This is a genomic window from Sulfurisoma sediminicola (genome assembly GCF_003865015.1).
Taxonomy (GTDB): Bacteria; Pseudomonadota; Gammaproteobacteria; order Burkholderiales; family Rhodocyclaceae; genus Sulfurisoma; species Sulfurisoma sediminicola.
Genome location: NZ_BHVV01000001.1, coordinates 14,668 through 39,544 on the forward strand (window position 1 = coordinate 14,668; position 24,877 = coordinate 39,544).

Annotated in this window: 27 protein-coding genes; 14 read left to right on the forward strand and 13 right to left on the reverse strand. The window is 67.3% G+C overall.

Going from position 1 to position 24,877, the window contains the following annotated elements; all coding sequences use genetic code 11:
- Positions 1–32: 32 nt before the first annotated feature.
- The 6 genes from hyi to EJE94_RS00100 all read left to right on the forward strand — a co-directional run bounded on the left by hyi (position 33) and on the right by EJE94_RS00100 (position 6,586).
- Positions 33–815 (forward strand): hydroxypyruvate isomerase, encoded by a 783-nt coding sequence (gene hyi / locus EJE94_RS00075; RefSeq protein WP_121240500.1) that lies wholly within the window; start codon positions 33–35, stop codon positions 813–815.
- A gap of 28 nt (positions 816–843) precedes the next feature.
- Positions 844–1,731 carry a 2-hydroxy-3-oxopropionate reductase gene (locus EJE94_RS00080; RefSeq protein WP_121239472.1) on the forward strand — a complete coding sequence of 296 codons (888 nt, stop codon included), beginning with the start codon at positions 844–846 and terminating at the stop codon, positions 1,729–1,731.
- A gap of 15 nt (positions 1,732–1,746) precedes the next feature.
- On the forward strand, positions 1,747–3,021 hold the full coding sequence (locus EJE94_RS00085; RefSeq protein WP_121239473.1) for a glycerate kinase type-2 family protein: 1,275 nt from the start codon (positions 1,747–1,749) through the stop codon (positions 3,019–3,021).
- Between the two features lie 125 nt (positions 3,022–3,146).
- Positions 3,147–4,742 carry a malate synthase A gene (aceB, locus tag EJE94_RS00090; RefSeq protein ID WP_121239474.1) on the forward strand — a complete coding sequence of 532 codons (1,596 nt, stop codon included), beginning with the start codon at positions 3,147–3,149 and terminating at the stop codon, positions 4,740–4,742.
- A 244-nt stretch (positions 4,743–4,986) separates the two neighbouring features.
- Entirely contained in the window at positions 4,987–5,286 is a 300-nt protein-coding gene (locus EJE94_RS00095; protein ID WP_121239475.1) for a c-type cytochrome, read from the forward strand.
- Between the two features lie 13 nt (positions 5,287–5,299).
- A complete protein-coding gene (locus EJE94_RS00100; RefSeq protein WP_121239476.1) occupies positions 5,300–6,586 on the forward strand; it encodes an NAD(P)/FAD-dependent oxidoreductase in 1,287 nt (428 codons plus the stop codon).
- A gap of 65 nt (positions 6,587–6,651) precedes the next feature.
- Here the strand turns inward: EJE94_RS00100 and EJE94_RS00105 are convergent, their stop codons facing one another.
- The 4 genes from EJE94_RS00105 to coaBC all read right to left on the reverse strand — a co-directional run bounded on the left by EJE94_RS00105 (position 6,652) and on the right by coaBC (position 9,601).
- The gene (locus EJE94_RS00105; protein WP_207855607.1) at positions 6,652–7,269 is read right to left on the reverse strand and encodes a c-type cytochrome; all 618 of its coding nucleotides are present in this window, start codon (positions 7,267–7,269) and stop codon (positions 6,652–6,654) included.
- Between the two features lie 95 nt (positions 7,270–7,364).
- The gene (locus EJE94_RS00110) at positions 7,365–7,967 is read right to left on the reverse strand and encodes a c-type cytochrome (RefSeq protein ID WP_121239478.1); all 603 of its coding nucleotides are present in this window, start codon (positions 7,965–7,967) and stop codon (positions 7,365–7,367) included.
- Positions 7,968–7,971: 4 nt separating this feature from the next.
- The gene (gene dut / locus EJE94_RS00115) at positions 7,972–8,421 is read right to left on the reverse strand and encodes a dUTP diphosphatase (protein WP_121239479.1); all 450 of its coding nucleotides are present in this window, start codon (positions 8,419–8,421) and stop codon (positions 7,972–7,974) included.
- Positions 8,408–9,601 carry a bifunctional phosphopantothenoylcysteine decarboxylase/phosphopantothenate--cysteine ligase CoaBC gene (gene coaBC / locus EJE94_RS00120; RefSeq protein ID WP_121239480.1) on the reverse strand — a complete coding sequence of 398 codons (1,194 nt, stop codon included), beginning with the start codon at positions 9,599–9,601 and terminating at the stop codon, positions 8,408–8,410. The genes dut and coaBC overlap by 14 nt, the downstream gene beginning before the upstream one ends.
- A 45-nt stretch (positions 9,602–9,646) precedes the next feature.
- Here coaBC and radC point away from each other — a divergent pair, with 45 nt between their 5' ends.
- The 3 genes from radC (at position 9,647) to rpmG (ending at position 10,811) form a co-directional block, all read left to right on the forward strand.
- The gene (radC, locus tag EJE94_RS00125) at positions 9,647–10,324 is read left to right on the forward strand and encodes a RadC family protein (protein ID WP_121239481.1); all 678 of its coding nucleotides are present in this window, start codon (positions 9,647–9,649) and stop codon (positions 10,322–10,324) included.
- A gap of 70 nt (positions 10,325–10,394) precedes the next feature.
- The gene (gene rpmB / locus EJE94_RS00130; protein WP_121239482.1) at positions 10,395–10,628 is read left to right on the forward strand and encodes a 50S ribosomal protein L28; all 234 of its coding nucleotides are present in this window, start codon (positions 10,395–10,397) and stop codon (positions 10,626–10,628) included.
- Positions 10,629–10,643: 15 nt separating this feature from the next.
- Positions 10,644–10,811 carry a 50S ribosomal protein L33 gene (gene rpmG, locus EJE94_RS00135; protein WP_121239483.1) on the forward strand — a complete coding sequence of 56 codons (168 nt, stop codon included), beginning with the start codon at positions 10,644–10,646 and terminating at the stop codon, positions 10,809–10,811.
- 66 nt (positions 10,812–10,877) lie between these two features.
- On the opposite strand, the gene EJE94_RS00140 is transcribed toward rpmG, so the two are convergent.
- From EJE94_RS00140 to EJE94_RS00175, 8 genes are all read right to left on the reverse strand, one after another.
- A complete protein-coding gene (locus tag EJE94_RS00140) occupies positions 10,878–11,777 on the reverse strand; it encodes a hypothetical protein (protein ID WP_124962366.1) in 900 nt (299 codons plus the stop codon).
- 123 nt (positions 11,778–11,900) lie between these two features.
- Positions 11,901–13,163 (reverse strand): mechanosensitive ion channel family protein, encoded by a 1,263-nt coding sequence (locus tag EJE94_RS00145; RefSeq protein ID WP_121239485.1) that lies wholly within the window; start codon positions 13,161–13,163, stop codon positions 11,901–11,903.
- The gene (locus EJE94_RS00150; RefSeq protein WP_207855608.1) at positions 13,163–13,711 is read right to left on the reverse strand and encodes a phospholipase D family nuclease; all 549 of its coding nucleotides are present in this window, start codon (positions 13,709–13,711) and stop codon (positions 13,163–13,165) included. The genes EJE94_RS00145 and EJE94_RS00150 overlap by 1 nt, the downstream gene beginning before the upstream one ends.
- Positions 13,708–14,982 (reverse strand): RsmB/NOP family class I SAM-dependent RNA methyltransferase, encoded by a 1,275-nt coding sequence (locus EJE94_RS00155; protein ID WP_121239487.1) that lies wholly within the window; start codon positions 14,980–14,982, stop codon positions 13,708–13,710. Before EJE94_RS00155 ends, EJE94_RS00150 begins: the two co-directional genes overlap by 4 nt.
- Positions 14,979–16,025 carry a DUF3108 domain-containing protein gene (locus EJE94_RS00160; RefSeq protein WP_121239488.1) on the reverse strand — a complete coding sequence of 349 codons (1,047 nt, stop codon included), beginning with the start codon at positions 16,023–16,025 and terminating at the stop codon, positions 14,979–14,981. The genes EJE94_RS00155 and EJE94_RS00160 overlap by 4 nt, the downstream gene beginning before the upstream one ends.
- On the reverse strand, positions 16,010–16,657 hold the full coding sequence (gene purN / locus EJE94_RS00165; RefSeq protein ID WP_121239489.1) for a phosphoribosylglycinamide formyltransferase: 648 nt from the start codon (positions 16,655–16,657) through the stop codon (positions 16,010–16,012). The genes EJE94_RS00160 and purN overlap by 16 nt, the downstream gene beginning before the upstream one ends.
- Positions 16,654–17,349 carry a hypothetical protein gene (locus EJE94_RS00170; protein WP_243642470.1) on the reverse strand — a complete coding sequence of 232 codons (696 nt, stop codon included), beginning with the start codon at positions 17,347–17,349 and terminating at the stop codon, positions 16,654–16,656. The genes purN and EJE94_RS00170 overlap by 4 nt, the downstream gene beginning before the upstream one ends.
- 48 nt (positions 17,350–17,397) lie before the next feature.
- Positions 17,398–18,051 (reverse strand): DedA family protein, encoded by a 654-nt coding sequence (locus EJE94_RS00175; RefSeq protein WP_121239490.1) that lies wholly within the window; start codon positions 18,049–18,051, stop codon positions 17,398–17,400.
- Positions 18,052–18,167: 116 nt separating this feature from the next.
- On the opposite strand from EJE94_RS00175, the gene mutL reads away from it, so the two are divergent.
- Entirely contained in the window at positions 18,168–19,922 is a 1,755-nt protein-coding gene (gene mutL / locus EJE94_RS00180; RefSeq protein WP_121239491.1) for a DNA mismatch repair endonuclease MutL, read from the forward strand.
- Positions 19,919–20,857 carry a tRNA (adenosine(37)-N6)-dimethylallyltransferase MiaA gene (miaA, locus tag EJE94_RS00185; RefSeq protein WP_121239492.1) on the forward strand — a complete coding sequence of 313 codons (939 nt, stop codon included), beginning with the start codon at positions 19,919–19,921 and terminating at the stop codon, positions 20,855–20,857. The genes mutL and miaA overlap by 4 nt, the downstream gene beginning before the upstream one ends.
- 17 nt (positions 20,858–20,874) lie before the next feature.
- On the opposite strand, the gene purM is transcribed toward miaA, so the two are convergent.
- Positions 20,875–21,918 (reverse strand): phosphoribosylformylglycinamidine cyclo-ligase, encoded by a 1,044-nt coding sequence (purM, locus tag EJE94_RS00190; RefSeq protein WP_243642472.1) that lies wholly within the window; start codon positions 21,916–21,918, stop codon positions 20,875–20,877.
- A gap of 186 nt (positions 21,919–22,104) precedes the next feature.
- Between purM and hda the strand changes: the two genes are divergently transcribed.
- From hda to pcnB, 3 genes are read left to right on the forward strand one after another with little or no spacing between them, the layout of a single operon-like run.
- Positions 22,105–22,803 (forward strand): DnaA regulatory inactivator Hda, encoded by a 699-nt coding sequence (hda, locus tag EJE94_RS00195; protein ID WP_121239494.1) that lies wholly within the window; start codon positions 22,105–22,107, stop codon positions 22,801–22,803.
- Positions 22,784–23,449, forward strand: coding sequence for a histidinol-phosphatase (locus EJE94_RS00200; RefSeq protein WP_121239495.1), 666 nt, complete (start codon positions 22,784–22,786; stop codon positions 23,447–23,449). Before hda ends, EJE94_RS00200 begins: the two co-directional genes overlap by 20 nt.
- 58 nt (positions 23,450–23,507) lie before the next feature.
- The gene (pcnB, locus tag EJE94_RS00205) at positions 23,508–24,845 is read left to right on the forward strand and encodes a polynucleotide adenylyltransferase PcnB (protein WP_121239496.1); all 1,338 of its coding nucleotides are present in this window, start codon (positions 23,508–23,510) and stop codon (positions 24,843–24,845) included.
- Positions 24,846–24,877 lie beyond the last annotated feature (32 nt).

The following is a 24,877-nucleotide window of genomic DNA, read 5'->3' on the forward strand; positions in this document are numbered from 1 at the left end:
TCCTTCGGGACGGCCCTTCAGGAGGCATGACCATGCCGCGACTCGCAGCCAACCTGACCATGCTGTTCAACGAAGTGCCCTTCCTCGAGCGCTTCGACTTGGCCGCCGCCGCGGGCTTTTCCGCCGTCGAGTTCCTCTTTCCCTACGATTACACCGTCGAGCAGCTCAGGGATGCGCTCGGGCGCAACAAGCTGCAGCTGGTGCTGCACAACCTGCCGGCCGGCAACTGGGCCGGCGGCGATCGCGGCATCGCCTGCGATCCGGCGCGGGTGCAGGAGTTCCGCGACGGCGTCGATCAGGCCATCGCCTACGCCACGGCGCTGGGCGTGCCGCAACTAAACTGCCTGGCCGGCATCAAGCCGGCGAACGTGGCGGACGCCGACGCCCGCCGCACCCTGGTCGAGAACCTCAAGTATGCCGCGCCGAAACTCTCGGCCGTTGGGATCAGGCTGCTGATCGAGGCGATCAACACCTTCGACATCCCCGGCTTCTTCCTGAACCGCACGCAGCAGGCGCTGGACATAATCGCCGAGACCGGATCGGACAACCTCTTCGTACAGTACGACATCTATCACATGCAGCGCATGGAAGGCGAACTGGCGAAGACCATGGAGAACAACCTGCCGCGGATCGCGCACATGCAACTCGCCGACAATCCCGGCCGCAACGAGCCGGGCAGCGGCGAAATCAATTACCACTTCCTCTTCGCCTTCCTCGACAAGATCGGCTATCAAGGCTGGATCGGCTGCGAATACAAGCCGGCCGCCACGACTGCCGCCGGCCTCGGCTGGGCTGCTGCCTACCTGAAGCGCTGAGCCCCCCCGTACATCAAGGAGAATTGCTATGAACATCGGATTCATCGGCCTCGGCATCATGGGCAAGCCCATGGCCGGCCACCTCATCGCCGGCGGCCACACCGCCTATCTCTTCAGCCGCTCGGGTGTCGCCAGGGAATTGATCGATGCCGGCGGGATCGCCTGTGCCTCGCCGCGGGAAGTGGCGCAAAAAGCCGACGTCATCATCACCATGGTGCCGGACACACCGGACGTGGAGAAGGTGCTGTTCGGCAAGGACGGCGTCGCCGCGGGCCTCGCGCCGGGCAAAATCGTCGTCGACATGAGCTCGATCTCGCCGATCGAAACCAAGCAGTTCGCCGCGCGCATCAACGAGCAGAAGTGCGACTACATCGACGCGCCGGTGTCGGGCGGCGAAGTCGGCGCGAAGAACGCGGCGCTGACCATCATGTGCGGCGGGCCCGAGGCCGCCTTCGCCAAGGTGAAGCCACTGTTCGAACTGATGGGCAAGAACATCACCCTGGTCGGCGACACAGGCTCCGGCCAGACCTGCAAGGTCGCCAACCAGATCATCGTCGCGCTGACCATCGAGGCCGTCGGCGAGGCGCTGCTGTTCGCCTCCAAGGCCGGCACCGATCCCGCCAAGGTGCGTCAGGCGTTGATGGGCGGCTTCGCCAACTCGCGCATCCTCGAGGTGCACGGCGAGCGCATGGTCAAGCGCACCTTCAATCCCGGCTTCCGCATCGAGCTGCACCAGAAGGACCTCAACCTCGCGTTGGCCGGCGCCCGTGCGCTCGGCGTCTCGCTGCCCAACACGGCGACCGCGCAAGAGCTGTTCAATTCCTGCGTCGCCCACGGCGGTGCCGGCTGGGACCACTCGGCCATGGTGCGCGCGCTGGAGATGATGGCCAACCACGAAGTGGCCAAAGGCGAGTAAGCCGCAGCGACCTCGATGACTGCTCCGATCACCGACCCACAGGCCTTCCTCCGCGGCCTCTTCGACACCGCGGTGGCGGCGGTGAGCCCGGCGGTCTGCGTGCCGCCGCACCTGCCAAAACCGCCACGCGGCAAGACCGTGGTGATCGGTGCCGGCAAGGCGGCCGCGGCGATGGCGGCGGCGGTCGAGGCGCACTGGCCGGCCGACAAGCCTCTGGCCGGCATGGTCGTGACCCGCTACGGCCACGGCGCGCCGACTTCGCGCATCCGCGTCGTCGAGGCCGCCCACCCGGTGCCCGACGCCGCCGGCGAGCAGGCGGCGGCGCAGATGTTCGAGCAGGTGCGCGGCCTCGGTGCGGACGACCTCGTGCTCTGCCTGATTTCCGGCGGCGGCTCGGCGCTGCTGGCGTTGCCGGCGCCCGGCCTGACGCTGGCCGACAAGCAGGCGGTCAATCGCACGCTGTTGAAAAGCGGCGCCAACATCCACGAGATGAACTGCGTGCGCAAGCATCTGTCGGCGATCAAGGGCGGGCGCCTGGCGCTCGCCGCAGCACCCGCGCGCGTGATCACGCTGGGCATCTCCGACATCCCCGGCGACGATGCCTCGGTCATCGCCTCCGGCCCCACCGTGGCCGATCCGACCATGCGCGAGCAGGCGCTGGCGATCCTCGACAAGTACCGCATCGAAGTGCCAGCCCACGTCCGCGCCCGCCTCGAAGCGCCCGAATGCGAGACGCCCAAGCCCGGCGATCCCCGCCTCGCCCATTGCGAGGCGCACGTCATCGCCACCGCACAGCAGGCACTGCAGGCAGCGGCGGCCTATGCGCGCGAGCGCGGCGTGACGCCGCTGGTGTTGGGCGACAGCATCGAGGGCGAATCGCGCGACATCGCCTACATGCACGCCGCCATCGTGCGCCAGATCGCGCGCCACGGCGAACCCGCGCGCCGACCCTGCGTGATGCTGTCCGGAGGTGAAACCACGGTCACCGTGCGCGGCCAGGGGCGCGGCGGCCGCGCCGCCGAGTTCCTGCTGGCACTGGCCAGCGTGCTCGATATCCAGGCCTGGGCCTTGGCCTGCGATACCGACGGCATCGACGGCACCGAGGACAACGCCGGCGCCTGGTTCGGCCCTGACCTCGCGAGGCGAATCGCCGAGCGGGGCATGAGTCCCGGTGACTTCCTCGCCCGCAACGATGGCTACAGTTTCTTCGCCGCCCTCGATCGCCTGATCGTCACCGGGCCGACGCGCACCAACGTCAACGACTTCCGCGCCATTTATCTTCCCGGCTGAAGCGCATCACTTACCCCGGTTCGGTCAAGGGATTTTTGACTAAATAGTCGGTAATCACCCCTTGCGTTTGCTGGTGTCTTATATAAGATGCTGTTTGCACCGCAACAATCGCTCAAGGAGAAGTCATGGCACTCAACCTGCCCGCCGGCATGCAGATCAATGCCCCCATCCATCCCGGCTTCGAGGACATCCTCACCCACGACGCGCTGGCCCTGGTCGCCAAGCTGCACCGCACCTTCGAAGCGCGCCGCCAGGTACTGCTGCGGGCCCGCGTCAAGCGCCAGCAGGAACTCGACGCCGGCAAGCTGCCGGATTTCCTGCCGGAGACCGCCCACGTCCGTGACGGCGACTGGAAGATCGCACCGATCCCCGAGGCATTGAAGTGCCGCCGCGTCGAAATCACCGGTCCGGTCGAGTGCAAGATGATCATCAACGCCCTGAACTCCGGCGCCGATTCCTACATGACGGATTTCGAGGATTCGAACACGCCGAACTGGATGAACCAGATCCAGGGCCACATCAACCTCAAGCAGGCGATTCGCCGCACCCTCACCCTCGAGTCCGGCGGCAAGAGCTACAAGCTCAACGACAAGGTGGCCGTGCTGCAGGTCCGCCCGCGCGGCTGGCACCTCGACGAGAAGCACGTGACGGTCGACGGCCAGCGTGTCTCCGGCGGCATCTTCGACTTCGCCCTGTTCCTGTTCCACAACGCCAGGGAACAGCTCGCGCGCGGCGCCGGCCCCTACTTCTACCTGCCGAAGATGGAGTCGCACCTCGAGGCGCGGTTGTGGAACGACGTCTTCATCCTGGCGCAGAACGAGGTGGGCCTGCCGCAGGGCACCATCAAGGCGACGGTGCTGGTCGAGACCATCCTCGCCGCCTTCGAGATGGACGAGATCCTCTACGAACTGCGCGACCACTCCGCCGGCCTCAATGCCGGGCGCTGGGATTACATCTTTTCCTGCATCAAGAAGTTCCGCGTCAATACCGACTTCTGCCTGGCCAACCGCGGCGCCATCACCATGACCGTGCCCTTCATGCGCAACTACGCCCTGCTGCTGCTGAAGACCTGCCACAAGCGCAACGCCCCGGCCATCGGCGGCATGAGCGCGCTGATTCCGATCAAGAACGATGCCGAGGCCAACGACAAGGCCATGGCCGGCATCCGCAGCGACAAGACGCGCGACGCCACCGACGGCTACGACGGCGGCTGGGTCGCCCACCCGGGACTGGTCGCCACGGCGATGGAGGAATTCGTCAAGGTCCTCGGCGACCGCCCCAACCAGATCGACAAGCAGCGCCCCGACGTCAATGTCACGGCGGCGGACCTGATGGACTTCCAGCCCGAGCAGCCGATCACCGAGGCCGGCGTCCGCAACAACATCTCGGTCGGCATCCAGTATCTCGGTTCCTGGCTCGCCGGCAACGGCTGCGTGCCGATCTTCAACCTGATGGAAGACGCCGCCACCGCCGAAATCTCCCGCTCGCAGGTGTGGCAGTGGATCCGCTCGCCCAAGGGCAAGCTCGACGACGGCCGCAAGGTGACGAAGGAGATGGTGAAGGAATTCATCCCGCAGGAGATGGAGAAGATCAAGGGCCTTGTCGGCGAGGCGGCCTACAACGCGACCTACGTTCGTGCCGCCGAGATATTCGAGGAGATGTCCACTTCGGAAACGTTCACCGAGTTCCTCACCCTGCCGCTATACGAGCAACTCGACTGAAAAGTCGGCGCCGGCGGAACGGCGCCACCAGCCCCCCCCAACGGCACCCTCGCTGCGAAGCGTCGGTGCCGTCGTCATTTTTCCTGAATACCTAAATGTATTAGAGCATCGTGAAATAGTGAAACACGTTGCCCGCCTTGGGAATATCCATTAGATTCGCGCGGTCGTGATGCCTCCACGCAGTGACAACAACGGCGGCACAGTCGAACGGCTTTTTCCGAACTACCTAGGAGGAGATCCCTTGATGAAACGTACGTCAGTTGTGGTTGCACTCGCCCTGCTCGGCCTTGCCGGTGGCGCGTTCGCCAACGAGGCCAACTACGGCCGCAACATGGCCGCCGCCTGCGGCAGCTGCCATGGCACCAACGGCAAGAGCGTCGGCGGCATGGAAGCGCTGGCCGGTTATCCGAAGGACAAGCTGGTCAAGGCGGTGCAGGACTTCCGCTCCGGCGCCAAGCCGGCGACGGTGATGCACCAGCTCGCCAAGGGCTACACCGACGCCCAGATCGAGGCGATCGCCACCTACTACGCCGCGCAGAAATAAGGGAGACCACGACATGACCATCAATCGACGCGACTTTCTCAAGGTCTCCGCCGCGGGTGCGGCAGCAGCCGGCATCGGCAGCCTCGCCGGCTGCGCCGGCGGCGGCTCCGGCGGCTCCGGCAATGTGGTCGTCATCGGCGGCGGCTATGGCGGCGCCACGGTGGCGAAGTATGTGCGCATGTGGTCGGATGGCGGCATCAACGTCACGCTGATCGAGCGCAACACCAATTTCGTTTCGTGCCCCATGTCCAATCTGGTGGTAGGCGGCGAGCGCAAGCTCGAGGAAATCACCGTCAGCTACGACGGCCTCAGGAAGCATGGCGTGCGCGTGATCCAGGGTGAGGTCACAGCGGTCGACGCGGACAAGCGCAGCGTCAAGCTGGCCAATGGCGACACCATCGCCTACGATCGCCTGGTGGTTTCCCCCGGCATCGACTTCATGTGGGAAAGCGTGCCCGGCCTCACCCCCGAACTCGCCAACACCAAGATTCTCCACGCCTGGAAGGCCGGCCCGCAGACCGTCGCGCTGCGCAAGCAGCTCGAGGACATGAAGGACGGCGGCGTCTATGCCATCGCCATACCGAAGGCGCCCTACCGCTGCCCGCCCGGGCCCTACGAGCGCGCCTGTCTGGTCGCCAACTACCTCAAGGCCAAGAAGCCCAAGTCCAAGGTGCTGATCCTCGACGCCAACGACGACGTGGTATCGAAGAAGGGCCTGTTCATGGCGGCGTGGAAGGATCTCTACTCCGGCATGATCGAGTACCGGCCGAAGCACGAGATCAGCAGCCTCGACGCCAACAGCATGACGCTCAAGTTCGAGTTCGCCGACGCCGTCAAGGCCGACGTACTCAACGTCGTGCCGGGCCATCGCGCCGGCGACATCGCCAAGCAGGCCGGACTGATCACCGCCAACAACCGCTGGTGTGGCATCGACTGGCGCACCATGGAATCGACGGCGCGCCCGGGCATCCACGTCATCGGCGACGCCACGCTGTCCGCTCCGCTGATGCCGAAGTCGGGCCACATGACGACGCAGCACGCCAAGATCGCCGCCGCGGCCATCGTCAGCCTGATGAGCGGCGAGCAAGTGGCCGACCCGATGTCCATCGCCAACACCTGCTACAGCTATGTCGATGGCAAGCAGGCGGTACATGTCGCCTCGGTGCACACCTACGACGCCAAGGAGAAGACCTTCAAGACCGTGGCCGGTTCGGGTGGCGTCTCGGCAGCGCGCAACGAGATCGAAGGCAAGTACGCCTGGGCTTGGGCCAAGAACGTCTGGGCCGACGCCCTGCTCTAATCAGACGCACCAACGAAAAGGCCGCCCCGTTCGGGGCGGCCTTTTTTCTTGGTGCCGCGGTACAGCTATTCGAGGCCGGCGATGTAGGACGACACCGCCACCGTCTCCAGCTCGGTGAGCTTGGATGCGATCGAGTGCATCACCGCGTTGTCGTTGGTACGGGCGCGCTGGTTGAACTCCTTGAGCTGGGTCTCCAGATACTGCACGTTCTGTCCGGCCAGGCGCGGCAGTTGCACCGTTCCATAGGCCTTGGGACCATGGCAGCTGGCGCAGGCGGCGACGCCGGTGTACTTGTTGCCCTTCTCGTAGATGTACTTGCCGATGCCGGCGAGATCGACATCGCTCGGGCGCCGCGCCTTCGAGGGCTTGCCGCCGAAATAGCTGGCCAGGCCGGCGATCTCGTCGTCCTTGAGATCCGCCGCCATCTCGTTCATGGTGCCCTTGCGCCGCCCCTCGCGGAAATCCTTCAACTGCTTGACCATGTACTCCGGATGCTGTGCAGCCAGGCGCGGGAACACCGGACTCGCACTCTCGCCCTCCATGCCATGGCAAAGCGAGCAGCGACCCGCGACGATTTCCTGGACGCGCGGCGAAGCGGGCGCGGGTTTGGGATCGGCAGCGATAGCAGGAGCGGCAAGCATGGCGCCGGTAGCGGCGCAGGTTAGAGCGGCAATAAGTCTCACATCAACCTCCTCGAATAGCAGTGCGTCTGAAAGTCCATAATGTTAACAAAGGCATGGTCTCCCGTCGAACGAAACACCTTATCCGGCCATGAGGCTTAGTCTAGGCTGGACAGGTACTCCGCGACGGCCTTGACTTCGAGTTCGCTCATTTTCGCGGCGATGCCCTGCATCACCGCGTTGTCGTTGGTGCGCTCACGCTCCTCGAACAGCTTGAGCTGGTTCTCGATGTAAAGCGCGTGCTGGCTCGCGATGCGCGGCAGCTTGGGCGAGCCGACGCCCTTCTCGCCGTGACAGCTGACGCAGGCGGCGAGACCGGCCCACTGGTTGCCGTAGTTGTAGATGTACTTGCCGACCTCGCGCATTTCCGGATTCGCCGACTTGCCGGGCGCGACCTTCTGCCGGCTGAAGAAGGCCGCCAGCGCCTTAATGTCGGACGGTTCGAGCTCGGCCGCCACTTTCTTCATGTCGGTGCTTTTTCGCTCGCCGCTCTTGAAGTTCCTGAGCTGCTTCTCGATGTACTCGACGTGCTGGCCGGCGAGCTTGGGGTAAAGCGGGCTCGAACTCTCCCCTGTCGCGCCATGGCAAAGAAAGCAGCGGCCATTGACGAGTTCCTCGGCGCGCTTGAGATCGACGTCGGCCCGCGCCGGCCCGATCACCGCGGCCAGCAGCGCCATCGCGAGGATTGCCGGGGCTTTCATGGCGTCAACCGTGGCCGGTACTGCCAAAGCCGCCGGCACCGCGTTCGCTCTCGGCGAATTCCTCGACGATATTGAAGGCCACCTGCAGCACAGGCACCACCACCAGTTGCGCCAGGCGGTCGAGCGGGTTCAAGGTAAAGGTCTCGTGGCCGCGGTTCCAGGCCGACACCGAAATCTCGCCCTGGTAGTCGGAGTCGATGAGGCCAACGAGGTTGCCGAGCACGATGCCGTGCTTGTGGCCGAGGCCCGAGCGCGGCAGGATCAGCGCCGCGAGGCCGGGATCGGCGAGATGGATGGCGATGCCCGTCGGCACCAGCACCGTCTCGCCCGGATGCAGCTTCACCGGCGCTTCGATGCAGGCGCGCAAATCGAGGCCGGCCGAGCCGGGCGTCGCGTAATGCGGCGGCGTGTCGTGCAGCCGCGCGTCAAGAACGCGGACATCAATCCTGTGCATGAGAAAGCATTCCGGCGATGTGTTCGACAATGCCGCGGGCGACGGTGAGTTTGTCGCCCGGCGGCAGCACGTGGCTCCCCGCCTCGTCGAAAAGCGTGACGGCGTTGGTCTCGCCGCCAAGGCCGTCCTGCACCAGGTTGCCGACCACCAGCGGCAGCTTCTTGGCGCGGCGCTTGCCCTCGGCGAACTCGTCAAGGTTGCGGCTCTCCGCGGCGAAGCCGACGCAGAACGGCGCGTCGGGCAGCGCGGCGACCTCGGCGAGGATGTCCGGGTTGGCAACGAGTTCCAGCGTCAGCGTTGCGGCGCCTTTCTTGATCTTGTGCGCAGCCGATTGCGCCGGCCGGTAGTCGGCCACCGCCGCCACGGCGATGAAAATGTGGCGTCCCGCCAGCGCCGACTTTACGGCGTCGCGCATTTCGAGCGCGCTGGTCACGTCGATGCGCGTCACGCCCACCGGCGTCGGCAACGCCACCGGACCAGCCACCAGCGTGACTTCGGCGCCGGCCTCGACGCAGGCCTGCGCCAGCGCGAAGCCCATGCGCCCGGAACTCGAGTTGGTCAGCCCGCGCACCGGGTCGAGCGCCTCGAAGGTGGGCCCGGCGGTGAGCAGCACGCGGCGGCCTGCCAGCCGCTTGGGCTGCAGGAAGGCCCGCAGCGCATCGAACAGTTCCTGCGCCTCGAGCATGCGCCCGGTGCCGGTTTCGCCGCAGGCCTGTTCCCCGCTGGCCGGGCCGAGCAACGTCACGCCGTCGGCGGCGAGTTGCGCGACGTTGCGCTGCGTCGCCGCCTTGTCCCACATCTCGCGGTTCATCGCCGGCGCCAGCAGCAGCGGGCAATCGCGGGCAAGACACAGCGTGGTCAGCAGGTCGTCGGCCGCGCCATGGGCCACCTTGGCCATGAAGTCGGCGGTGGCCGGCGCCACCAGCACCGCCGCCGCGCCGCGCGTGAGGTCGATGTGCGCCATGCCGCGATCGTGCGTGTCCCACAGGTCGGACCACACCGGTCGCCCGGTCAACGCCTGGAAGGTGGCTGCGGTGACGAAATGCGCGCCGCCGGCGGTCAGCACGATGTCCACCGTGGCACCGGCCTTGACCAGCAGGCGTGCCAGCTCAGCCGCCTTGTAGGCGGCGATGCCGCCGGTGACGCCCAGCACGATGCGCTTATCCGTCAGTTCCGCCATGACAGGTAGAATCCTTCGAAAAATCAAAGGGAATTCTAGCGCTTTATGGCAATCACCGACTGGCCCGAGGACGAGCGCCCGCGCGAGCGACTGCTGCGACAGGGGGCCGGCGCGCTGTCCGACGCCGAACTGCTCGCCATCTTCCTGCGCGTCGGTGTCAGGGGACAGAGCGCGGTCGACCTGGCGCGGGTGCTCCTGGGCCATTTCGGCTCGCTGACCCGGCTGTTCGCGGCCGGCCGCGAAGAATTCGCCGCCATCCCGGGCATGGGCAACGCCAAGTACGCGCAGTTGCAGGCTGTCCTCGAAATGGCCCGCCGTGCGCTACGTGAGGAACTGGCCGAGCGCGACCTGCTGGCCACGCCCGGTGCCGTGCGCGACTGGCTGCGCCTGCATCTGGCCGCCCTGCCGCATGAAGTCTTCGTCGCCCTCTGGCTGGACGCCCAGAACCGCTTGCTCGGCCATGAGGAGCTGTTTCGCGGCACCCTGAGCCAGACCAGCGTCTATCCGCGCGAGGTGGTGAAGCGGGCGCTGGCGCACAACGCCGCCGCCGTGATCCTCGCGCACAACCATCCGTCGGGTGCGGCCGAGCCCTCCGCCGCCGACGAGCTGCTCACCCGAGCACTGAGAGAGGCCCTGGCCCTGGTCGATGTCCGGGTGCTCGACCACTTCATCGTAGCCGGCGCAGCCTGTCCGCTTTCCTTCGCCGAACGCGGACTTCTGTAGCTATTGATTTCCAGCCGGTTTTTCGGGTATAGTGCGCGGCTTTGCTGAAACCGCGAATTTGGAGCACACGATGTCCCGCGTATGCCAAGTAACGGGCAAGTCCCCGATGGTGGGTAACAATGTTTCCCACGCCAACAACAAAACGAAGCGCCGCTTCCTGCCGAATCTGCAGTCCCGCAAGTTCTGGGTTGAATCCGAGAACCGCTGGATCCGCCTGCGCGTGTCCAACGCCGGCCTGCGCACCATCGACAAGAAGGGCATTGACGTCGTCCTCGGCGAGCTGCGCGAGCGCGGCGAAATCTAATCAGGGAGAGCGATCATGGCCAAGGGCGGACGCGAAAAGATCAAGCTGGAATCCACTGCCGGTACCGGGCACTTCTACACGGCGACCAAGAACAAGAAGACCACGCCGGAAAAGCTCGAGTTCATGAAGTACGACCCCAAGGCGCGCAAGCACGTCGCCTACAAAGAGGTCAAGCTGAAGTAAGCGGATTCGGATTCGTAGTCAACAAAAAACCCGCCGCGGCGGGTTTTTTGTTGGGCAATCGGCCGGTCAGGTGGTCTTGAGCAGGCCGAGCAAGGCGGCGGCGTTGAGGAAGTCATAGACTTCCTCGAGCGAACGGCCGGCCTCGGCCGCCAGGCGCGCCGGCGGCGCAGTCCTGCCCACAAGCGCTTCGGCGAAGCGCGGCTGCCACGCCAGATGCGGCAGCAGCTTGAAGTCCGGCATCTTCTTGAGCCCCACTTCGGCGGCGCGCGCCACTTCGGCCAGGGGCTTGCCCTGCGATGCAGACATGATTCCCCAGAAGCGCATGGCTTGATAGGGCCGCGCGGGGAAGCGCCGGCACTCGGTGAGCAGCCGCGCGTCGCTGGTGGTCTTGAGGTGGCAAATCGAAGGGTCGGCGTGCCAGAAGTCGGGGCGGGAGAACCATGCCGGGTCCGCATGCGCCGTTCGCACCCCGGCATGGACGTCGAGCAAAAGGCACGGGGCAGCCGGCACGTTCACCGCCAAGGGCTGATCGATCAGCAGCCTGGGCAGCAAGGCATGGATGGCGCCAGCCAGGCTGCGCGCGGGGTCGAACGGCGCGGCCGGCGCCGCCGGGACCGCGACAGCCCAGGCTGCTTTCGCGGCCGCCGCCATTTGCGCCGCTTCCACCAGCACATCGGCCAATTCGTTGGCCCGCGGCGGACAGTGGCCGAGAACGCGCACCCCGGGCGGCGGTGCCTCGCCGCGCGAGCAGCAATAGATCAATATCATGCGACCGCCGTACCGGGCCACCAACTCAGTGACCCGCTCCAGCGGCAGGCGGCCGAGGCATGCAACCTGCGCGACCGACGGATCATCGACCAGCTGCAGGTTCAGGCCCTTCAATCTCGATATCAGCGGCAACAAGGACTTCAGCACCGTGACGTCGTTGTCCTCAAGCCCCACGGTGGCAATGGCTAAATCCGTCATCTCCCCTCCTCCCCGGCGGAAGACGGCGCAACGCAGTGACTTATTCCAAACCTTGTTATGTTCTGCAACACGAACCGTCGGCGCAACCCTACACGCGACATGGTCGCGGCGCAAGGCGGCAGGTCAACTGCCGCCGAGAATGCGGATTTCGCGCTGCGGGAAGGGAATTTCCATGCCGGCTGCCTTGAACTCGCGCCATATATCGAGATAGATGGCCGAGCGCACCTCGCCGGTGCCGGCCTCGGGATCCTCGATCCAGAAGCCGAGTTCGAGGTTGATGCCGGAATCGGCGAACAACGTGACCAGCGCCTTGGGTGGCGGATCGCGCAGCACGCGTGGCTGGGCCAGAGCCGCCTCGACCAGGATGGCCATGGCACGGTCGAGATCGGTGGCGTAGGCCACTTGCACCGGCAGCGCGACGCGCACCTTCGGGTCCGAATACGACTCGTTCTGCACCACCGAAGCGACGAGCATCTCGTTGGGCACGATGGCCTCGACGCCGGTCATGCCGCGCAGCACGGTGAAGCGCGTGGTGATCTGCGTCACCTGGCCGCGATCGTTGCCGACCGAGATCAGGTTGCCGATACGGATCGAGCGGTCGAGCAGGATGATGAAACCCGAGATGTAGTTGGCGGCGATCTTCTGCAGGCCGAGACCGAGGCCGACGCCGAGCGCCCCGCCGAACACCGACAGCGTCGTGAGATCGATGCCCACCAGCGGCAGGCCGATCATCACCGCGAGCACTATCAGCAGTGCCTTGGAGAGGCGCGAGAACAGCACGCGCAGGTTGGAATCGAGGCCGCTCGCCGCCATCAGCCGCGCCTCGATGGTGCCGCCGATCCACAAGGCAACCAGCAGGGTCGTCAACAGCACCCCGACCCCTTGCAACACCAGCCACAGATTGAGCTTCTGCTTGCCGACCGTGAATTGCACGCCTTCCAGCAGATCGATGATCCCGGGCAGCAGGCCGGTGATGTAGAGGGCGACGATGCTCCACGCCACAAGCGAGAACACCTTCTCGAAGCTCGCCAGCCAGGCGACGTTGCGCACGCCGAGCCGCAACACGAAGAACACCATGCGGATCACCGCCAGCGACAGCAGCAACGGCACCGCCAGCGACAGCAGGTTGACGTGATGCCATTGCGCCAGCAGCGGCCGCGCGACCAGCACCAGTCCCAACGCCGTCAGTGGGAGGGCGATGCGGCCGATGCCGCGCTGGTGTAGCGGCGTAGTGCCACCGCCGACTTTTCTCCGCCGCGCCAGGGCGCGATCGACCAGCCAGGCCAAACCGACACAAGCCGCCAGCACCGCGACCTGCCAGATGATGTCCGGCTGATGCAGGTCCTGCCACAGTTCGCGCAGCAGCGCACCGAATTCACCCTGCATCAGCGCAACCCTCCCTCTGCATAGGCGAGCGCCTCGCCTCTATGGCGCCGCCAGTTGGCGAGGTAGGCCCGCGCCAACGGGGGATTGTCGCTCAGAATCAGCAGGTTCTCGGCATTGCGCGCCTGCGCCGAAAAAGTGAAGTTGTAGCTGCCGGTCACCACGATGGGATGCGCCTCCTCCGGATCGATCAGCACGATTTTATTGTGGGCCGACTGGTAGCGCACCTCCAGCCACACCGGAATGCCGGCCTCCACCAGTTTGGGAATCTGCGAATTGTCGCCATTGGCCACCATCTCGCGATCGGCCAGCACGGCGACGGCGACGCCGCGGCGATGCGCATCGATCAACGCCCGCCCCAGCGTGCGGCTGGTGAGCAGGAAGGCCTGGACGTAGATGGTCTGCCGCGCCTCGCCGAGCACCCGCAGCAGCGCGCCCTCGGCGTCGTCCCACGGCGTGAAGCGGACTTCCACGCTGCCTTTCGCCGGCAGCGGCTCCGCCCACGCCGAAATGGCCGTCAGCAGGCCGAGGAGCGCGAGGAAAACCTTCACTTGCGCCGCTCCAGCACGGCGGCATAGAAGCCGTCGGTGCCGTGGCGGTTCGGCGCCAGCTTCATGTCGAGTTCGCCGGCCGCGCAATCGATCACGATGCCCTGCTTCGCCAGAATTTCGTTGGCCGAGATGCGGACAAAGTCGGGATGGGTCGCGAGGAAGGCATCGATGATGCCCTCGTTCTCCTCGGGCAGGATGCTGCAGGTGGCATAGACCAGGCGACCGCCGGGCTTCAGCAGCCGCGAGGCGCCGCCGAGAATGTCGGCCTGCTTGCGCGTGAGTTCCGCCACGCTCTCGGGCGTCTGCCGCCACTTGAGGTCGGGATTGCGCCGCAGCGTGCCCAACCCCGAGCAGGGCGCATCGACCAGCACGCGGTCGATCTTGCCGGCGAGGCGCTTGACCTTGGTGTCGTTCTCGCCCGCGATCAGCACCGGATGCACGTTGGACAGGCCCGAGCGCGCCACGCGCGGCTTGAGCCTGGCCAGGCGCTTCTCGGCCACGTCGAAGGCGTAGAGCCGTCCGGTGGAACGCATCATCGCCCCCAGCGCCAACGTCTTGCCGCCGGCACCGGCGCAGAAATCGACCACCATCTCGCCGCGCTTGGGCGCCAGCAGATGGCCAAGCAGCTGGCTACCCTCGTCCTGCACTTCGAGGGTGCCGTCGAGGTAAAGCGGGTACTTCGACAGCGCCGGCCGGCCCTCGACGCGGATGCCCTGCGGCGCGTAACGGCAGGGTTGCGCGTTGATGCCGTCGGCCAGAACACGCGCCAGCGCCTCGTCGCGCCCGAGCTTCATGACATTCACGCGCAGGTCGAGCGGCGCCGGTTGGTTGAGCGCGCGGGAAAGTTCCAGCACGGCGGCGGGCGCCATGTGCTGCAGCAGACGATCGGCCAGCCAGTCCGGCAGGTCGGCCTGTTCGGCCAGGGTCAATTCGGGTTCCGCCCGGGCCTTGAGTTCGCCGAGCCAGGACGCCTCGCGCCCGCCGTCGTTGCCCAGCGCCTCGCCCACCTGGCGCTGCGAGAGGCCGGTGACCTTGACCAGCGCCGCCAGCACCAGGTGCAGGGGCGTCGGCCGTTCGCCCACCACCTTTTCCAGCAGCCGCCGCCGGCGCAGCACTGTGTACGCCGTTTCGGCGATGAAGGCGCGGCTGCGGCTATCGACGCGGTTGGCGCGGAAGAAATTCGACAGCACCGCGTCGGCGGGCTGGGCGAACTTCAGCATTTCCCGCACCACTTGCGCGGCGTGGCCGATCATCGTGTCAGTCAGTCTCATTCGATCTCCATTTCCTCGACCGTCTGGTCGAAGGTTTCGCCCTTGCGGTCGACATGACGAATGCGCAAGGGCAGGCGCTTCGCGACGTCGATCCAGATTTCCGTGGCGTCGCCGCCGGAAGTGCCCAGCGTCTTCAGGTGAATCGCCGTACGGTCACCCAGCGCCGTGCTGATCTTCTCCTCGCCGGCCAGGGCGAAGACGTAGCGCTCGATCTTCTTGCCCGTCGCCACGGTGACGGCCATCCCGGTTGCGCTGACCGGCAGCATGCCGAGCTGCCAGAACAGAGAGAGCATGTCCTGCATCCCGGGCTCCGCCAAGGAATCACGCGGTCCCGGGCTCATCGCCACGCGGCCGTTCGTCCAGTCGAAGGTAGCATTGTCGCCCGTCGTGCCGCCGCGTTCGACGCGGAACGCCCGCGGACGCAGGCCTTCGGCCAGCACCTCGCCTTCGCTGATCTGGGTGACGACCGCCGGCTTGAACAGGGCTGCCAGTCCCGTGGTCTCCGCCGAGGCTCGCAGGGTATAGCTTGCGCCGTCCAGAGTCCACAGATGCTCGGCTCGGCCGACGATGAAACCGCGGCCCATGGTGATGCCGAAGCGCAGGCGCGCGCGCTTCGGCAAGGCGGACGATGCGGCCCCGGCGGCCCCACTCGCCGCGGCCCCAGGCACCGAGGCCCCGGCCGGCGCCTCGGCTTGAGCGACGGTGGCTGGCGACGAAGCCGATCCCGGGGCCGCCGCCGCCTCGCGCGGGCGCGCCGGCCTGGAACGGGGCGGCGGGACCGGCTCGGCCGCGGCGGGCGACGCCGGCAGCGTGGGCGTCACCGCGGCTGCTGGAAGCGGGGGCGGCAGCAGCCGCGCATCGATGCGCTCCTCCGGAGACAGCAATTCGTCGAGAGTCGGCAGGCGCCAGCCGGGGCTGGACAAAGCGACGGCATGCGCGAGCAGCGACACCGCCAGCGCCAGCCACCAGCGCCGCGCGGCAAGCGCCCTGAGGGTGCGGAAGTCGGCCGCCGGCAGGGTCGGCGTGTTCAGGGCGACGGCCATGGCGTGTCGGGCACGCGCAGCGCCGCCGGCCGCGCCGGGTCGTCGTCGAGTTCGACGCGGCCACCGGCAAGACGCAGCCGCCCCTCGAGGAACCAGCGTGCTGCCTGCGGATAGATCAGGTGCTCCTGTTCCAGCACGCGGCCTGCAAGACGGGCCGGATCGTCGCCAGGCAGCACCGCGACGGCGGCCTGGATCACGATGGGTCCGGCATCGAGCGAGGGCGTGACGAAATGGACCGTGCAGCCGTGGATGCGTACGCCCAGTTGCAGGGCCGACGCATGCGTATTGAGGCCGGGGAAGGCAGGCAGCAGCGAGGGATGGATGTTGAGCATGCGCCCGGCGAAGCGCTCAACGAAGGGATCGCCAAGCACGCGCATGAAGCCGGCGAGCAGCACGAGATCGGGGCGGTAGGCGTCGATCGCGGCGGCGAGCGCAACGTCGAAGGCCTCGCGGCCGGCGAAGGCCTTGTGATCGACCACCGCGGCGGGCACGCCCCGCTCGCGGGCGTAGTCGAGGCCGGCGGCATCGGGACGGTTGCTGATGACGGCGGCGCAGCGCCCGGGCAGGTCGGCCTCGAGCAGCGAACGCATGTTGCTGCCGCGACCGGAGATGAGGACGACGTACGATTTCATCGTAGCATCGGCACCGGCAGCACGGGCAGGAACACCGCGGTCGCCATGCTCTGCACGGCCTTGACCACGGCGCGGTTGAGCTTGTCGGCGACGATGCGCGAGAGCAGGTCGAGGTTGCCGATCATCTTGCCGAATTCGCGCTCGAAGCTGAGGTTCGGCACGGGCGCGATCTCGTTGGACAGCAGCAACAGTTCGCCGTCGCCGGCGCGCGCGTGGGCGAGCTTCCAGGCCGCGATTTCGAGATTGCGCGCGGCGTTGTAGAGTCGTTGCGGGTCGAGATCATCCATGACGAAGAATTCGGTCTTGCCGTTGAAGGCGTCGTGCAGCATGCCGCCCAGCCCGGCGACGAAGGCGGCGACCCGGTCGCCGCGGTAGTCCTCGCGCAGTGCCAGCAACACCGCCTCGGTGCCGCGCCGCTCGCCGAGTTCCGGCAGGTGCCACGCCGGCGAGGCGTCGAACAGCCGCGCCAGCGCCGCCTCCATGCTGGGCTGGCCGCCCTTCTTCCACTCGCGCGGATTGCGGCGGTAGAGTTTCTCGGCGATCAGGCGCAGATGGGCGAAGACGTCGCCCCGGTGGGCATCGGCCACACGGTCTACGTCGGTCTTGGCCAGCTGCCCCGGCTCGAACGCACCGGAGGCCGCGCAGCCCGTCAGCACCAGCAATACCGACAGCGAACCCAGGAGCACACGCATGGCAGGCATGTTAACCCAGGCCCGCCATGCGCTCCCAGCTCATTGATTCTAAGCGGATAACTTGTGTCGAATCCAGCCCACGGCCATGGGCATCACGGAGACCGCGATGATGCCCAGAATCACCAGGGAGAGGTTGCTCTTGACCACCGGCAGGTTGCCGAACCAATAGCCGGCCAGTGTCAGCGATAACACCCAGATGATGCCGCCGAGCAGGTCGAAGGCGAAGTAGCGCGGATAGGTCATCCGTGCCACACCGGCGACGAAGGGCGCGAAGGTGCGCACGAGCGGGATGAAGCGGGCGATGGTCATGGTCATGCCGCCGTAGCGCTCGTAGAAGACGTGGGTCTTGTCGTAGGCCGCGCGGTTGAAGAAACGCGAATGTTCGCCCCAGTGCAGCACCTTGCCGCCGACCCAGCGGCCGATCCAGTAATTGACGTTGTCGCCGATCACCGCGGCCGAGAGCAGCACGGCGATCAGCACCTGGATGTCCATCCCCCCGGTCGCGGCCAGCGCGCCGGCGACGAACAGCAGCGAATCGCCGGGCAGGAAGGGCGTCACCACCAGGCCGGTCTCGCAGAAGATGATCAGGAAAAGGATGGCGTAGATCCAGGTGCCGTACTGCGTCACGAGCACCGCAAGGTGCTTGTCGAGGTGCAGGATGATATCGAAGAACTGCGCGATGAATTGGGGTAGGAGTTCCATGGGGGCGCAGTTTACCCCACCGCCTGCCGCCGCCGGGCCGCCCCAAGGCGGCAGCCCCCCGTGGGGGCAACGAAGGCGCAAGCCGAGCGTGGGGGCACCTATAATCGGCCTCCTTCATGCAGCGCATCCACCCCCTTCCCGACGTCCTCATCAGCCAGATCGCCGCCGGCGAGGTGGTCGAGCGGCCGGCCTCCGTGCTCAAGGAACTGGTCGAGAACAGCCTCGATGCCGGGGCCACCCGTATCGACGTGCAGATCGAAGAGGGCGGCGTGCGGCTGATCCGCGTCGCCGACGATGGCGCCGGCATCGCCAAGGAGGACTTGCCGCTGGCCCTGGCCCGCCACGCGACCAGCAAGATCGGCACGCTCGACGATCTCGAGCGCGTCGCCAGCTACGGCTTCCGCGGCGAGGCGCTGGCCTCGATCGCCTCGGTCGCGCGCACGAACATCGCCAGCCGCAGCACCGACGACGGCCATGCCTGGAAGATCGAGGCTGCCACCGCGCGCATCGTTCCCGCGGCGCTGGCCGCAGGCACGGTGATCGAGGTCGCCGACCTCTATTTCAACACCCCGGCGCGGCGCAAGTTCCTCAAGTCCGAGGCGACCGAATACGGCCATTGCGACGAGGTGCTGCGGCGCATGGCGCTGGCCCGGCCCGACGTGGCCTTCGCCCTCGGCCACAACCGGTCGGCGAAGCTGCGCCTTGCCCCCGCCGACGGGGCCCGCCGCGCCCGCGACATCCTCGGCGAGGAATTCTTCGCCCACTGCCGCAGCGTCGATGTCGCCGCGGGGCCGCTGCGGCTCTCCGGTTTCGCCGCCCTGCCCGCCTATTCCAAGGCCTCGCGCGACGCCCAGTACTTCTTCGTCAATGGCCGCTTCGTCCGCGACAAGCTGCTCGCCCACGCCGCGCGCGAGGCGTATGCCGACATCCTCCATGGCGCGCGCCACCCGGCCTACTGCCTGTTCCTCGAGCTCGATCCGGCCGGGGTGGACGTCAATGTCCATCCGGCCAAGATCGAGGTGCGGTTCAGGGACGGCCGCGGCGTGCACCAGTTCGTTTTCCATGCGCTGCAGCGCGCGCTGGCGGCGCCCGTCGCCGAGGCTTTCGCATCGTCGGGCGCCGCCGTCCCCCAAGGGGACTTCCTCCGGGGCGTGTCGGCAGCGCCGACTTTTGCCGGCTATCGCCAGGCCGTACTCGGCGTGGGCGAGCCGGCCGCGCAGCCTTATCTCGACTTCGTGCGGGGCGTGTCGCCAAGGCCGACCTTTCATGAGCCGGCTGCCGACGCCGCCCCGCCGCTCGGCTACGCCATCGCGCAACTGCATGGCGTCTACGTGCTGGCCCAGAACGCAGCCGGCCTGGTGCTGGTCGACATGCACGCCGCGCACGAACGCATCCTCTACGAGAAGCTCAAGCGCGCCATCGACGCCGGTCCGCCGGGGAGCCAGCCGCTGCTGATCCCGGTGCTGATGTCGGTCAGCGCGACCGAGCTTGCGACCGCCGACGAGCACCACGACACCCTCGAGCGGCTCGGCTTCGCCGTCTCCGCCGCCGGGCCGCAGCAGCTGGCCGTGCGCGCGGCGCCGGCGCTGGTGGCCGGCGGTGATGTCGCCGCCCTCTTGCGCGCGCTGCTCAATGAGTTGCGCGAGCAGCCGGCGAGCCGCGTGCTCGAGGCCCGGCGCAACGAGCTGCTCGCCACCATGGCCTGCCACGGCGCGGTGCGGGCGAATCGCCAGCTCACGCTGCCGGAGATGAACGCGCTGCTGCGCCAGATGGAGGAAACCGAGCGCGCCGACCAGTGCAACCACGGCCGGCCGACCTGGGTGCAGCTGTCCATGAAGGAGCTGGACACGCTCTTCATGCGCGGCAAATGAGCACGCTGCCCCCCGCCATCTTCTTGATCGGACCGACCGCGAGCGGCAAGACGGCTCTGGCGCTTGCCGCCGCCGCACGCTTCCCGCTCGAGATCGTCAGCGTCGATTCGGCCCAGGTCTTCATCGACATGGACATCGGCACCGCCAAGCCCGACGCCGCGACGCTCGCCCGCTTTCCCCACCACCTCATCGACCTCATCACGCCCGAGCAGCGCTATTCGGCCGCGCAGTTCCGGGCCGACGCGTTGCGGTTAATGGCCGGGATCACCGCGCGCGGCAGGATCCCCCTGCTCACCGGCGGCACCATGCTCTACGTCAAGGCGCTGCGCGAGGGGCTGGCCGAGCTGCCCGAGGCCGATGCGGCGCTGCGCGCCCAAATAGACGCCGAGGCGGCGACCCGCGGCTGGCCAGCGCTGCATGCCGAGCTGGCGGTGCACGACCCGGCGACCGCGGCGCGACTCAAGTCCACCGATGCCCAGCGCATCCAGCGCGCGCTCGAAGTCGTGCGCCTCAGCGGCCGGCCGCTCGGCGATTTTTTCGACCGCCAGCAGGAGCAGGCGCTGCCCTATCGCCTGCTGCCGCTGGCGCTGATGCCGTCGGACCGCGCCTGGCTGCATGCACGCATCGCGCAGCGCTTCGACGAAATGCTGGCCGCGGGGCTGGTGGGCGAGGTCGAGGGATTGCGCGCCAAATACCGGCTGCACGCCGGGCTGCCGTCGATGCGCTGCGTCGGTTACCGCCAGGTCTGGGAAATGCTCGAGGGAACGATGCCTGCGGTCGAGTTGCGCGATCGCGGCATTTTCGCGACGCGGCAACTGGCCAAGCGACAACTCACCTGGCTCAAGTCCATGGCGGACATCGACAGCCACGACTGCCTCGCAGCGGGACTCGAGGCCACGCTGCTGGCCCGGATCGAGCGTTTCCTCGCCGCCTAGCAGCCTGTCGGACTAGCTCAGACGACGACCGTCTGCGCTTGTCCCGGTTGAGTGGCCTCGATGCGGCCGATGGCCATGACGCTCTCGCCAGCCGCGCCGAGGAGTGCCATGGCGCTGCCGGCGTGTTCCTCGGCCACGACCACCACCATGCCGATGCCGCAGTTGAAGACGCGGTGCATTTCGGCGTCGGCGACGTTGCCCTCGCGCTGCAGCCACTGGAACAGCGGCGGGAGCGTCCAGGCGCTGCGGTCGATGACGGCGGTCAGTCCATCCTTGAGGATGCGCGGAATGTTGTCGGTGAGGCCGCCGCCGGTGATGTGGGCCAGGCCCTTGACCGGCAGCGCCTGCATCAGGGCCAGCAGCGGTTTCACATAGATGCGCGTCGGCGCCATGATGGCATCACCCAGCGTCCCGGACTCCCCGAAAGGCCTGGCGACATCGGCGTTGCTGCGTTCGAGGATGCGGCGGATCAGCGAATAGCCGTTGGAATGCGCGCCGGACGAGGCCAGACCCAGCACCACGTCGCCCGGCTGGATGCGCGAGCCGTCGATGATCGCATCCTTCTCGACTGCGCCGACGGCGAAGCCGGCGAGGTCGTACTCGCCGACCGGATACATGCCCGGCATCTCGGCGGTCTCGCCGCCGATCAGGGCACAGCCGGCGAGTTCGCAGCCCCGGGCGATGCCTTCGACCACCTGTGCCGCGGTATCGACGTGCAGCTTGCCGCAGGCGAAGTAGTCGAGGAAGAACAGCGGCTCGGCGCCCTGCACCAGGATGTCGTTGACGCTCATCGCCACCAGGTCCTGGCCGATGGTGTCGTGGCGGTTCCATTCGAAGGCGAGCTTGAGCTTGGTGCCGACGCCGTCGGTGCCGGACACCAGCACCGGCTGGCGGTATTTGCGGGAGATCTCGAACAGGGCGCCGAAACCGCCGATGCCGGCCAGCACCTCGGGACGCATGGTGCGCTTGGCTGCGGGCTTGATGCGTTCGACGAGTTCGTCGCCGGCGTCGATGTCGACACCCGCGGCGCGGTAGGTGAGTTGGGAAGAGGATTCGCTCACGGCGTGGTCACTCGGTTGAAGTCCAGCGAGGGGACGGCTAAAGTACGGGCTCGGCCCGCGGACACTAGCCGCGCAGAAGCCACGAATTCTACCGGAAATGCCCTCCCAGCCGACCCCGACCCCTGCCTGTTTGCAAGCCATCCCGCCGGCCGCCGCCCGCTCCGATCGCCGCGAGGATCCGCTCGCATGACGCAGCTGCTGCTCGACCTGCGTCCGAAGCAGATACCGACGCTGGACAATTTCGTCGCCGGCGCGAACGCCGAACTGCTGGCGCGGCTGCGCGGCCTCACCGAGGCCGACAGTTTCGACGCCGTGATCCTCTGGGGGCCCGCGGGCAGCGGCAAGAGCCACCTGCTGGCAGCCACGGCGCGCCTGGCCGACCGCCACCGTGCCGTCACCCATCTGCAGGCGAGCCAGGTCGGCGAGGAGATTCCCGCGCCACCCGGCGGCCTGGTGGTGATCGAGGATGTCGAGCATCTCTCCGCGCCGGCGCAGATCGCGCTGTTTCGGCTGTTCAACGCCGCACGCGTGGTCGGACTGGCGATCCTGCTTTCGGGCGGCAGCGCCCCGGCGCAACTGCAGTTGCGCGAGGATCTGAGGACCCGCATCGGCCAGAGCCTGATCTTCGAGGTCAAGCCGCTGACCGACGAGGAAAAGTCGGCGGCGCTGCGCCGCCACGCCCTGCTGCGCGGCATGCGCATGGACGACGGCCTCGTCGACTACCTGCTGCGCCACGGCCGCCGCGACCTGCCCTCGCTGATGGCCGTGCTCGATGGCCTCGACCGCGCCACCCTCGAGCGCAAACGCCACGCCACCCTGCCGCTGCTGCGCGAGGTGATGCAACTGCAACTGGAAAAATCCGAAGATGAAACTCGCGCTATTTGATTTAGACAACACGCTGCTCACCGGCGACTCCGACTTCGAGTGGGCGCAATTCCTGATTTCCAAGGGCGTGCTCGACCGCGAGGTGCACGAGGCGAAGAACCAGAAGTTCTACGACCACTACAAGGCCGGCACGCTCGACATCCACGCCTTCCTCGACTTCCAGCTCGCGCCGCTGTCGCGCCACGCGCGCGAGGAACTCGACGCCTGGCATCGCGAGTTCATGGCGACGCGCATCCGCCCGATGATGACCGCAACCGCGCAGGCACTGGTGCGCCGTCATCTGGAAGCGGGTGACCTCTGCGCCATCGTCACCGCCACCAACAGCTTCGTCACCGGGCCGATCTGCCGCGAATTCGGCATCGAACATCTGGTGGCCACCATCCCGGCGCAACAGGACGGCCGCTTCACCGGCAAGCCGCGCGGCACGCCGGCCTTCAAGGACGGCAAGATCGAGCGCGTCGAGGCATGGCTCGAATCGCTCGGCCTGTGGTGGGGCGCCTTCGAAACCAGCCACTTCTACAGCGACTCCCACAACGACCTGCCGCTGCTGGCCAAGGTATCGCATCCCGTCGCCGTCGATCCCGACGACACGCTGCGCGTCCAGGCGCTTGCCTCGGGCTGGCCCGTGATCAGCCTGCGCGGCTGAGCGGGCGGCCATCGGATAGAATGTCGGCCTAGCTACCGCACCACACCATTCCAATCGCATGATCCGCAAGCTGCTGCGCCGCGTCTTCCGTCGCGGCGAGCCCTCGCCCCACCGGGCCGAGCTCATTCCCGTCGAAAAGCACGGCATCCGCCGCGAGGACGTCTCGTCCGCGGCGCGCCGTGTCTGCGAGACGCTGCAGGGCGCGGGCCACAAGACCTACATCGTCGGCGGTGCGGTGCGCGACCACATCGCCGGCATCGTGCCGAAGGACTACGACGTCGCCACCAGCGCCACGCCCGACCAGGTGCACCGCCTGTTCCGTCGCTCGCGCATCATCGGCCGCCGCTTCCAGATCGTGCACGTCATGTTCGGACCCGAGACCATCGAGGTGTCCACCTTCCGCGCCGCCCATGATGCCGACACCGTCAAGGACGCCCACGGCCGCGTGCTGCGCGACAACGTCTGGGGCAGCATCGAGGAGGACGCCGACCGCCGCGACTTCACGATCAATGCCCTGTATTACGACCCGACCGCGCAGACCGTGCTCGACTTCCATCACGGCGTACAGGACATCCAGCGCAAGACCCTGCGCATGATCGGCGACCCGCGCGCCCGCTACCGCGAGGACCCCGTGCGCATGCTGCGCGCCATGCGGCTCTCCGCCAAGCTCGGCCTGCGCCTGGATCCCCTGGTGCAGGCGCCGATCCGCGAGATGGCCGACCTCATCGAAAACGTGCCCTCGGCGCGCGTCTTCGACGAGATGCTCAAACTGCTCTTTTCGGGCCATGCCATCGAGTGCGTCAAGCGCCTGCGCGAGGACGGCCTGCACCACGGTCTGCTGCCGCTGCTTGACGTGATTCTCGAGCAGCCGCTGGGCGAGAAATTCGTCATGGCCGCGCTCGCCAACACCGACGAACGCGTGCGCGCCGGCAAGCCGGTATCGCCGAGCTTCCTCTTCGCCACCCTGCTCTGGCACGAGGTGCTGGCCGACTGGGAGGCGCGCAAGAAGGCAGGGCAGGTGTCCCAGCCGGCGCTCTACGACGCGATGGACGAGGTGCTCGACCGCCAGGCCGAAAAGCTCGCCATCACCAAGCGCATCGTCGGCGACATCAAGGAGATCTGGGCGCTGCAGCCCCGCTTCGAGAAGCGCGCCGGCAAGGCCCCGTACCGCATGCTCGAGCAGCCGCGGCTGCGCGCTGCCTACGACTTCCTGCTGCTGCGCGCCGAGAGCGGCGAGGCGCCGAAGGAACTCGCCGAGTGGTGGACGGAGTTCCAGGACGTCAACCATGAGGAACGCGCCGAAATGCTGCTGCCGGACAACGGCCCGAAGAAGCGCCGGCGCAGCCGCAGCCGCGGCCGCAAGGCGGCCGACGACGGCGCGCCCGCCGCCGACTAGCCGGTCACCGTCCCGCCAGCGCCGACTTTTGC

Excerpts from the sequence above, each read along its gene's own strand:
- EJE94_RS00100 (WP_121239476.1), top strand. The coding sequence starts at position 5,300 with ATGACCATCAATCGACGCGACTTTCTCAAGGTCTCCGCCGCGGGTGCG.
- pcnB (WP_121239496.1), top strand. The coding sequence starts at position 23,508 with ATGATCCGCAAGCTGCTGCGCCGCGTCTTCCGTCGCGGCGAGCCCTCG.
- EJE94_RS00175 (WP_121239490.1), bottom strand. The coding sequence starts at position 18,051 with ATGGAACTCCTACCCCAATTCATCGCGCAGTTCTTCGATATCATCCTG.
- rpmG (WP_121239483.1), top strand. The coding sequence starts at position 10,644 with ATGGCCAAGGGCGGACGCGAAAAGATCAAGCTGGAATCCACTGCCGGT.
- EJE94_RS00170 (WP_243642470.1), bottom strand. The coding sequence starts at position 17,349 with ATGCGTGTGCTCCTGGGTTCGCTGTCGGTATTGCTGGTGCTGACGGGC.
- dut (WP_121239479.1), bottom strand. The coding sequence starts at position 8,421 with ATGCACAGGATTGATGTCCGCGTTCTTGACGCGCGGCTGCACGACACG.
- EJE94_RS00140 (WP_124962366.1), bottom strand. The coding sequence starts at position 11,777 with ATGACGGATTTAGCCATTGCCACCGTGGGGCTTGAGGACAACGACGTC.
- EJE94_RS00085 (WP_121239473.1), top strand. The coding sequence starts at position 1,747 with ATGACTGCTCCGATCACCGACCCACAGGCCTTCCTCCGCGGCCTCTTC.
- aceB (WP_121239474.1), top strand. The coding sequence starts at position 3,147 with ATGGCACTCAACCTGCCCGCCGGCATGCAGATCAATGCCCCCATCCAT.
- rpmB (WP_121239482.1), top strand. The coding sequence starts at position 10,395 with ATGTCCCGCGTATGCCAAGTAACGGGCAAGTCCCCGATGGTGGGTAAC.
- miaA (WP_121239492.1), top strand. The coding sequence starts at position 19,919 with ATGAGCACGCTGCCCCCCGCCATCTTCTTGATCGGACCGACCGCGAGC.
- coaBC (WP_121239480.1), bottom strand. The coding sequence starts at position 9,601 with ATGGCGGAACTGACGGATAAGCGCATCGTGCTGGGCGTCACCGGCGGC.
- EJE94_RS00110 (WP_121239478.1), bottom strand. The coding sequence starts at position 7,967 with ATGAAAGCCCCGGCAATCCTCGCGATGGCGCTGCTGGCCGCGGTGATC.
- EJE94_RS00145 (WP_121239485.1), bottom strand. The coding sequence starts at position 13,163 with ATGCAGGGTGAATTCGGTGCGCTGCTGCGCGAACTGTGGCAGGACCTG.
- mutL (WP_121239491.1), top strand. The coding sequence starts at position 18,168 with ATGCAGCGCATCCACCCCCTTCCCGACGTCCTCATCAGCCAGATCGCC.
- EJE94_RS00080 (WP_121239472.1), top strand. The coding sequence starts at position 844 with ATGAACATCGGATTCATCGGCCTCGGCATCATGGGCAAGCCCATGGCC.
- EJE94_RS00155 (WP_121239487.1), bottom strand. The coding sequence starts at position 14,982 with ATGAGACTGACTGACACGATGATCGGCCACGCCGCGCAAGTGGTGCGG.
- hyi (WP_121240500.1), top strand. The coding sequence starts at position 33 with ATGCCGCGACTCGCAGCCAACCTGACCATGCTGTTCAACGAAGTGCCC.
- EJE94_RS00160 (WP_121239488.1), bottom strand. The coding sequence starts at position 16,025 with ATGGCCGTCGCCCTGAACACGCCGACCCTGCCGGCGGCCGACTTCCGC.
- EJE94_RS00095 (WP_121239475.1), top strand. The coding sequence starts at position 4,987 with ATGAAACGTACGTCAGTTGTGGTTGCACTCGCCCTGCTCGGCCTTGCC.
- hda (WP_121239494.1), top strand. The coding sequence starts at position 22,105 with ATGACGCAGCTGCTGCTCGACCTGCGTCCGAAGCAGATACCGACGCTG.
- EJE94_RS00200 (WP_121239495.1), top strand. The coding sequence starts at position 22,784 with ATGAAACTCGCGCTATTTGATTTAGACAACACGCTGCTCACCGGCGAC.
- radC (WP_121239481.1), top strand. The coding sequence starts at position 9,647 with ATGGCAATCACCGACTGGCCCGAGGACGAGCGCCCGCGCGAGCGACTG.
- purN (WP_121239489.1), bottom strand. The coding sequence starts at position 16,657 with ATGAAATCGTACGTCGTCCTCATCTCCGGTCGCGGCAGCAACATGCGT.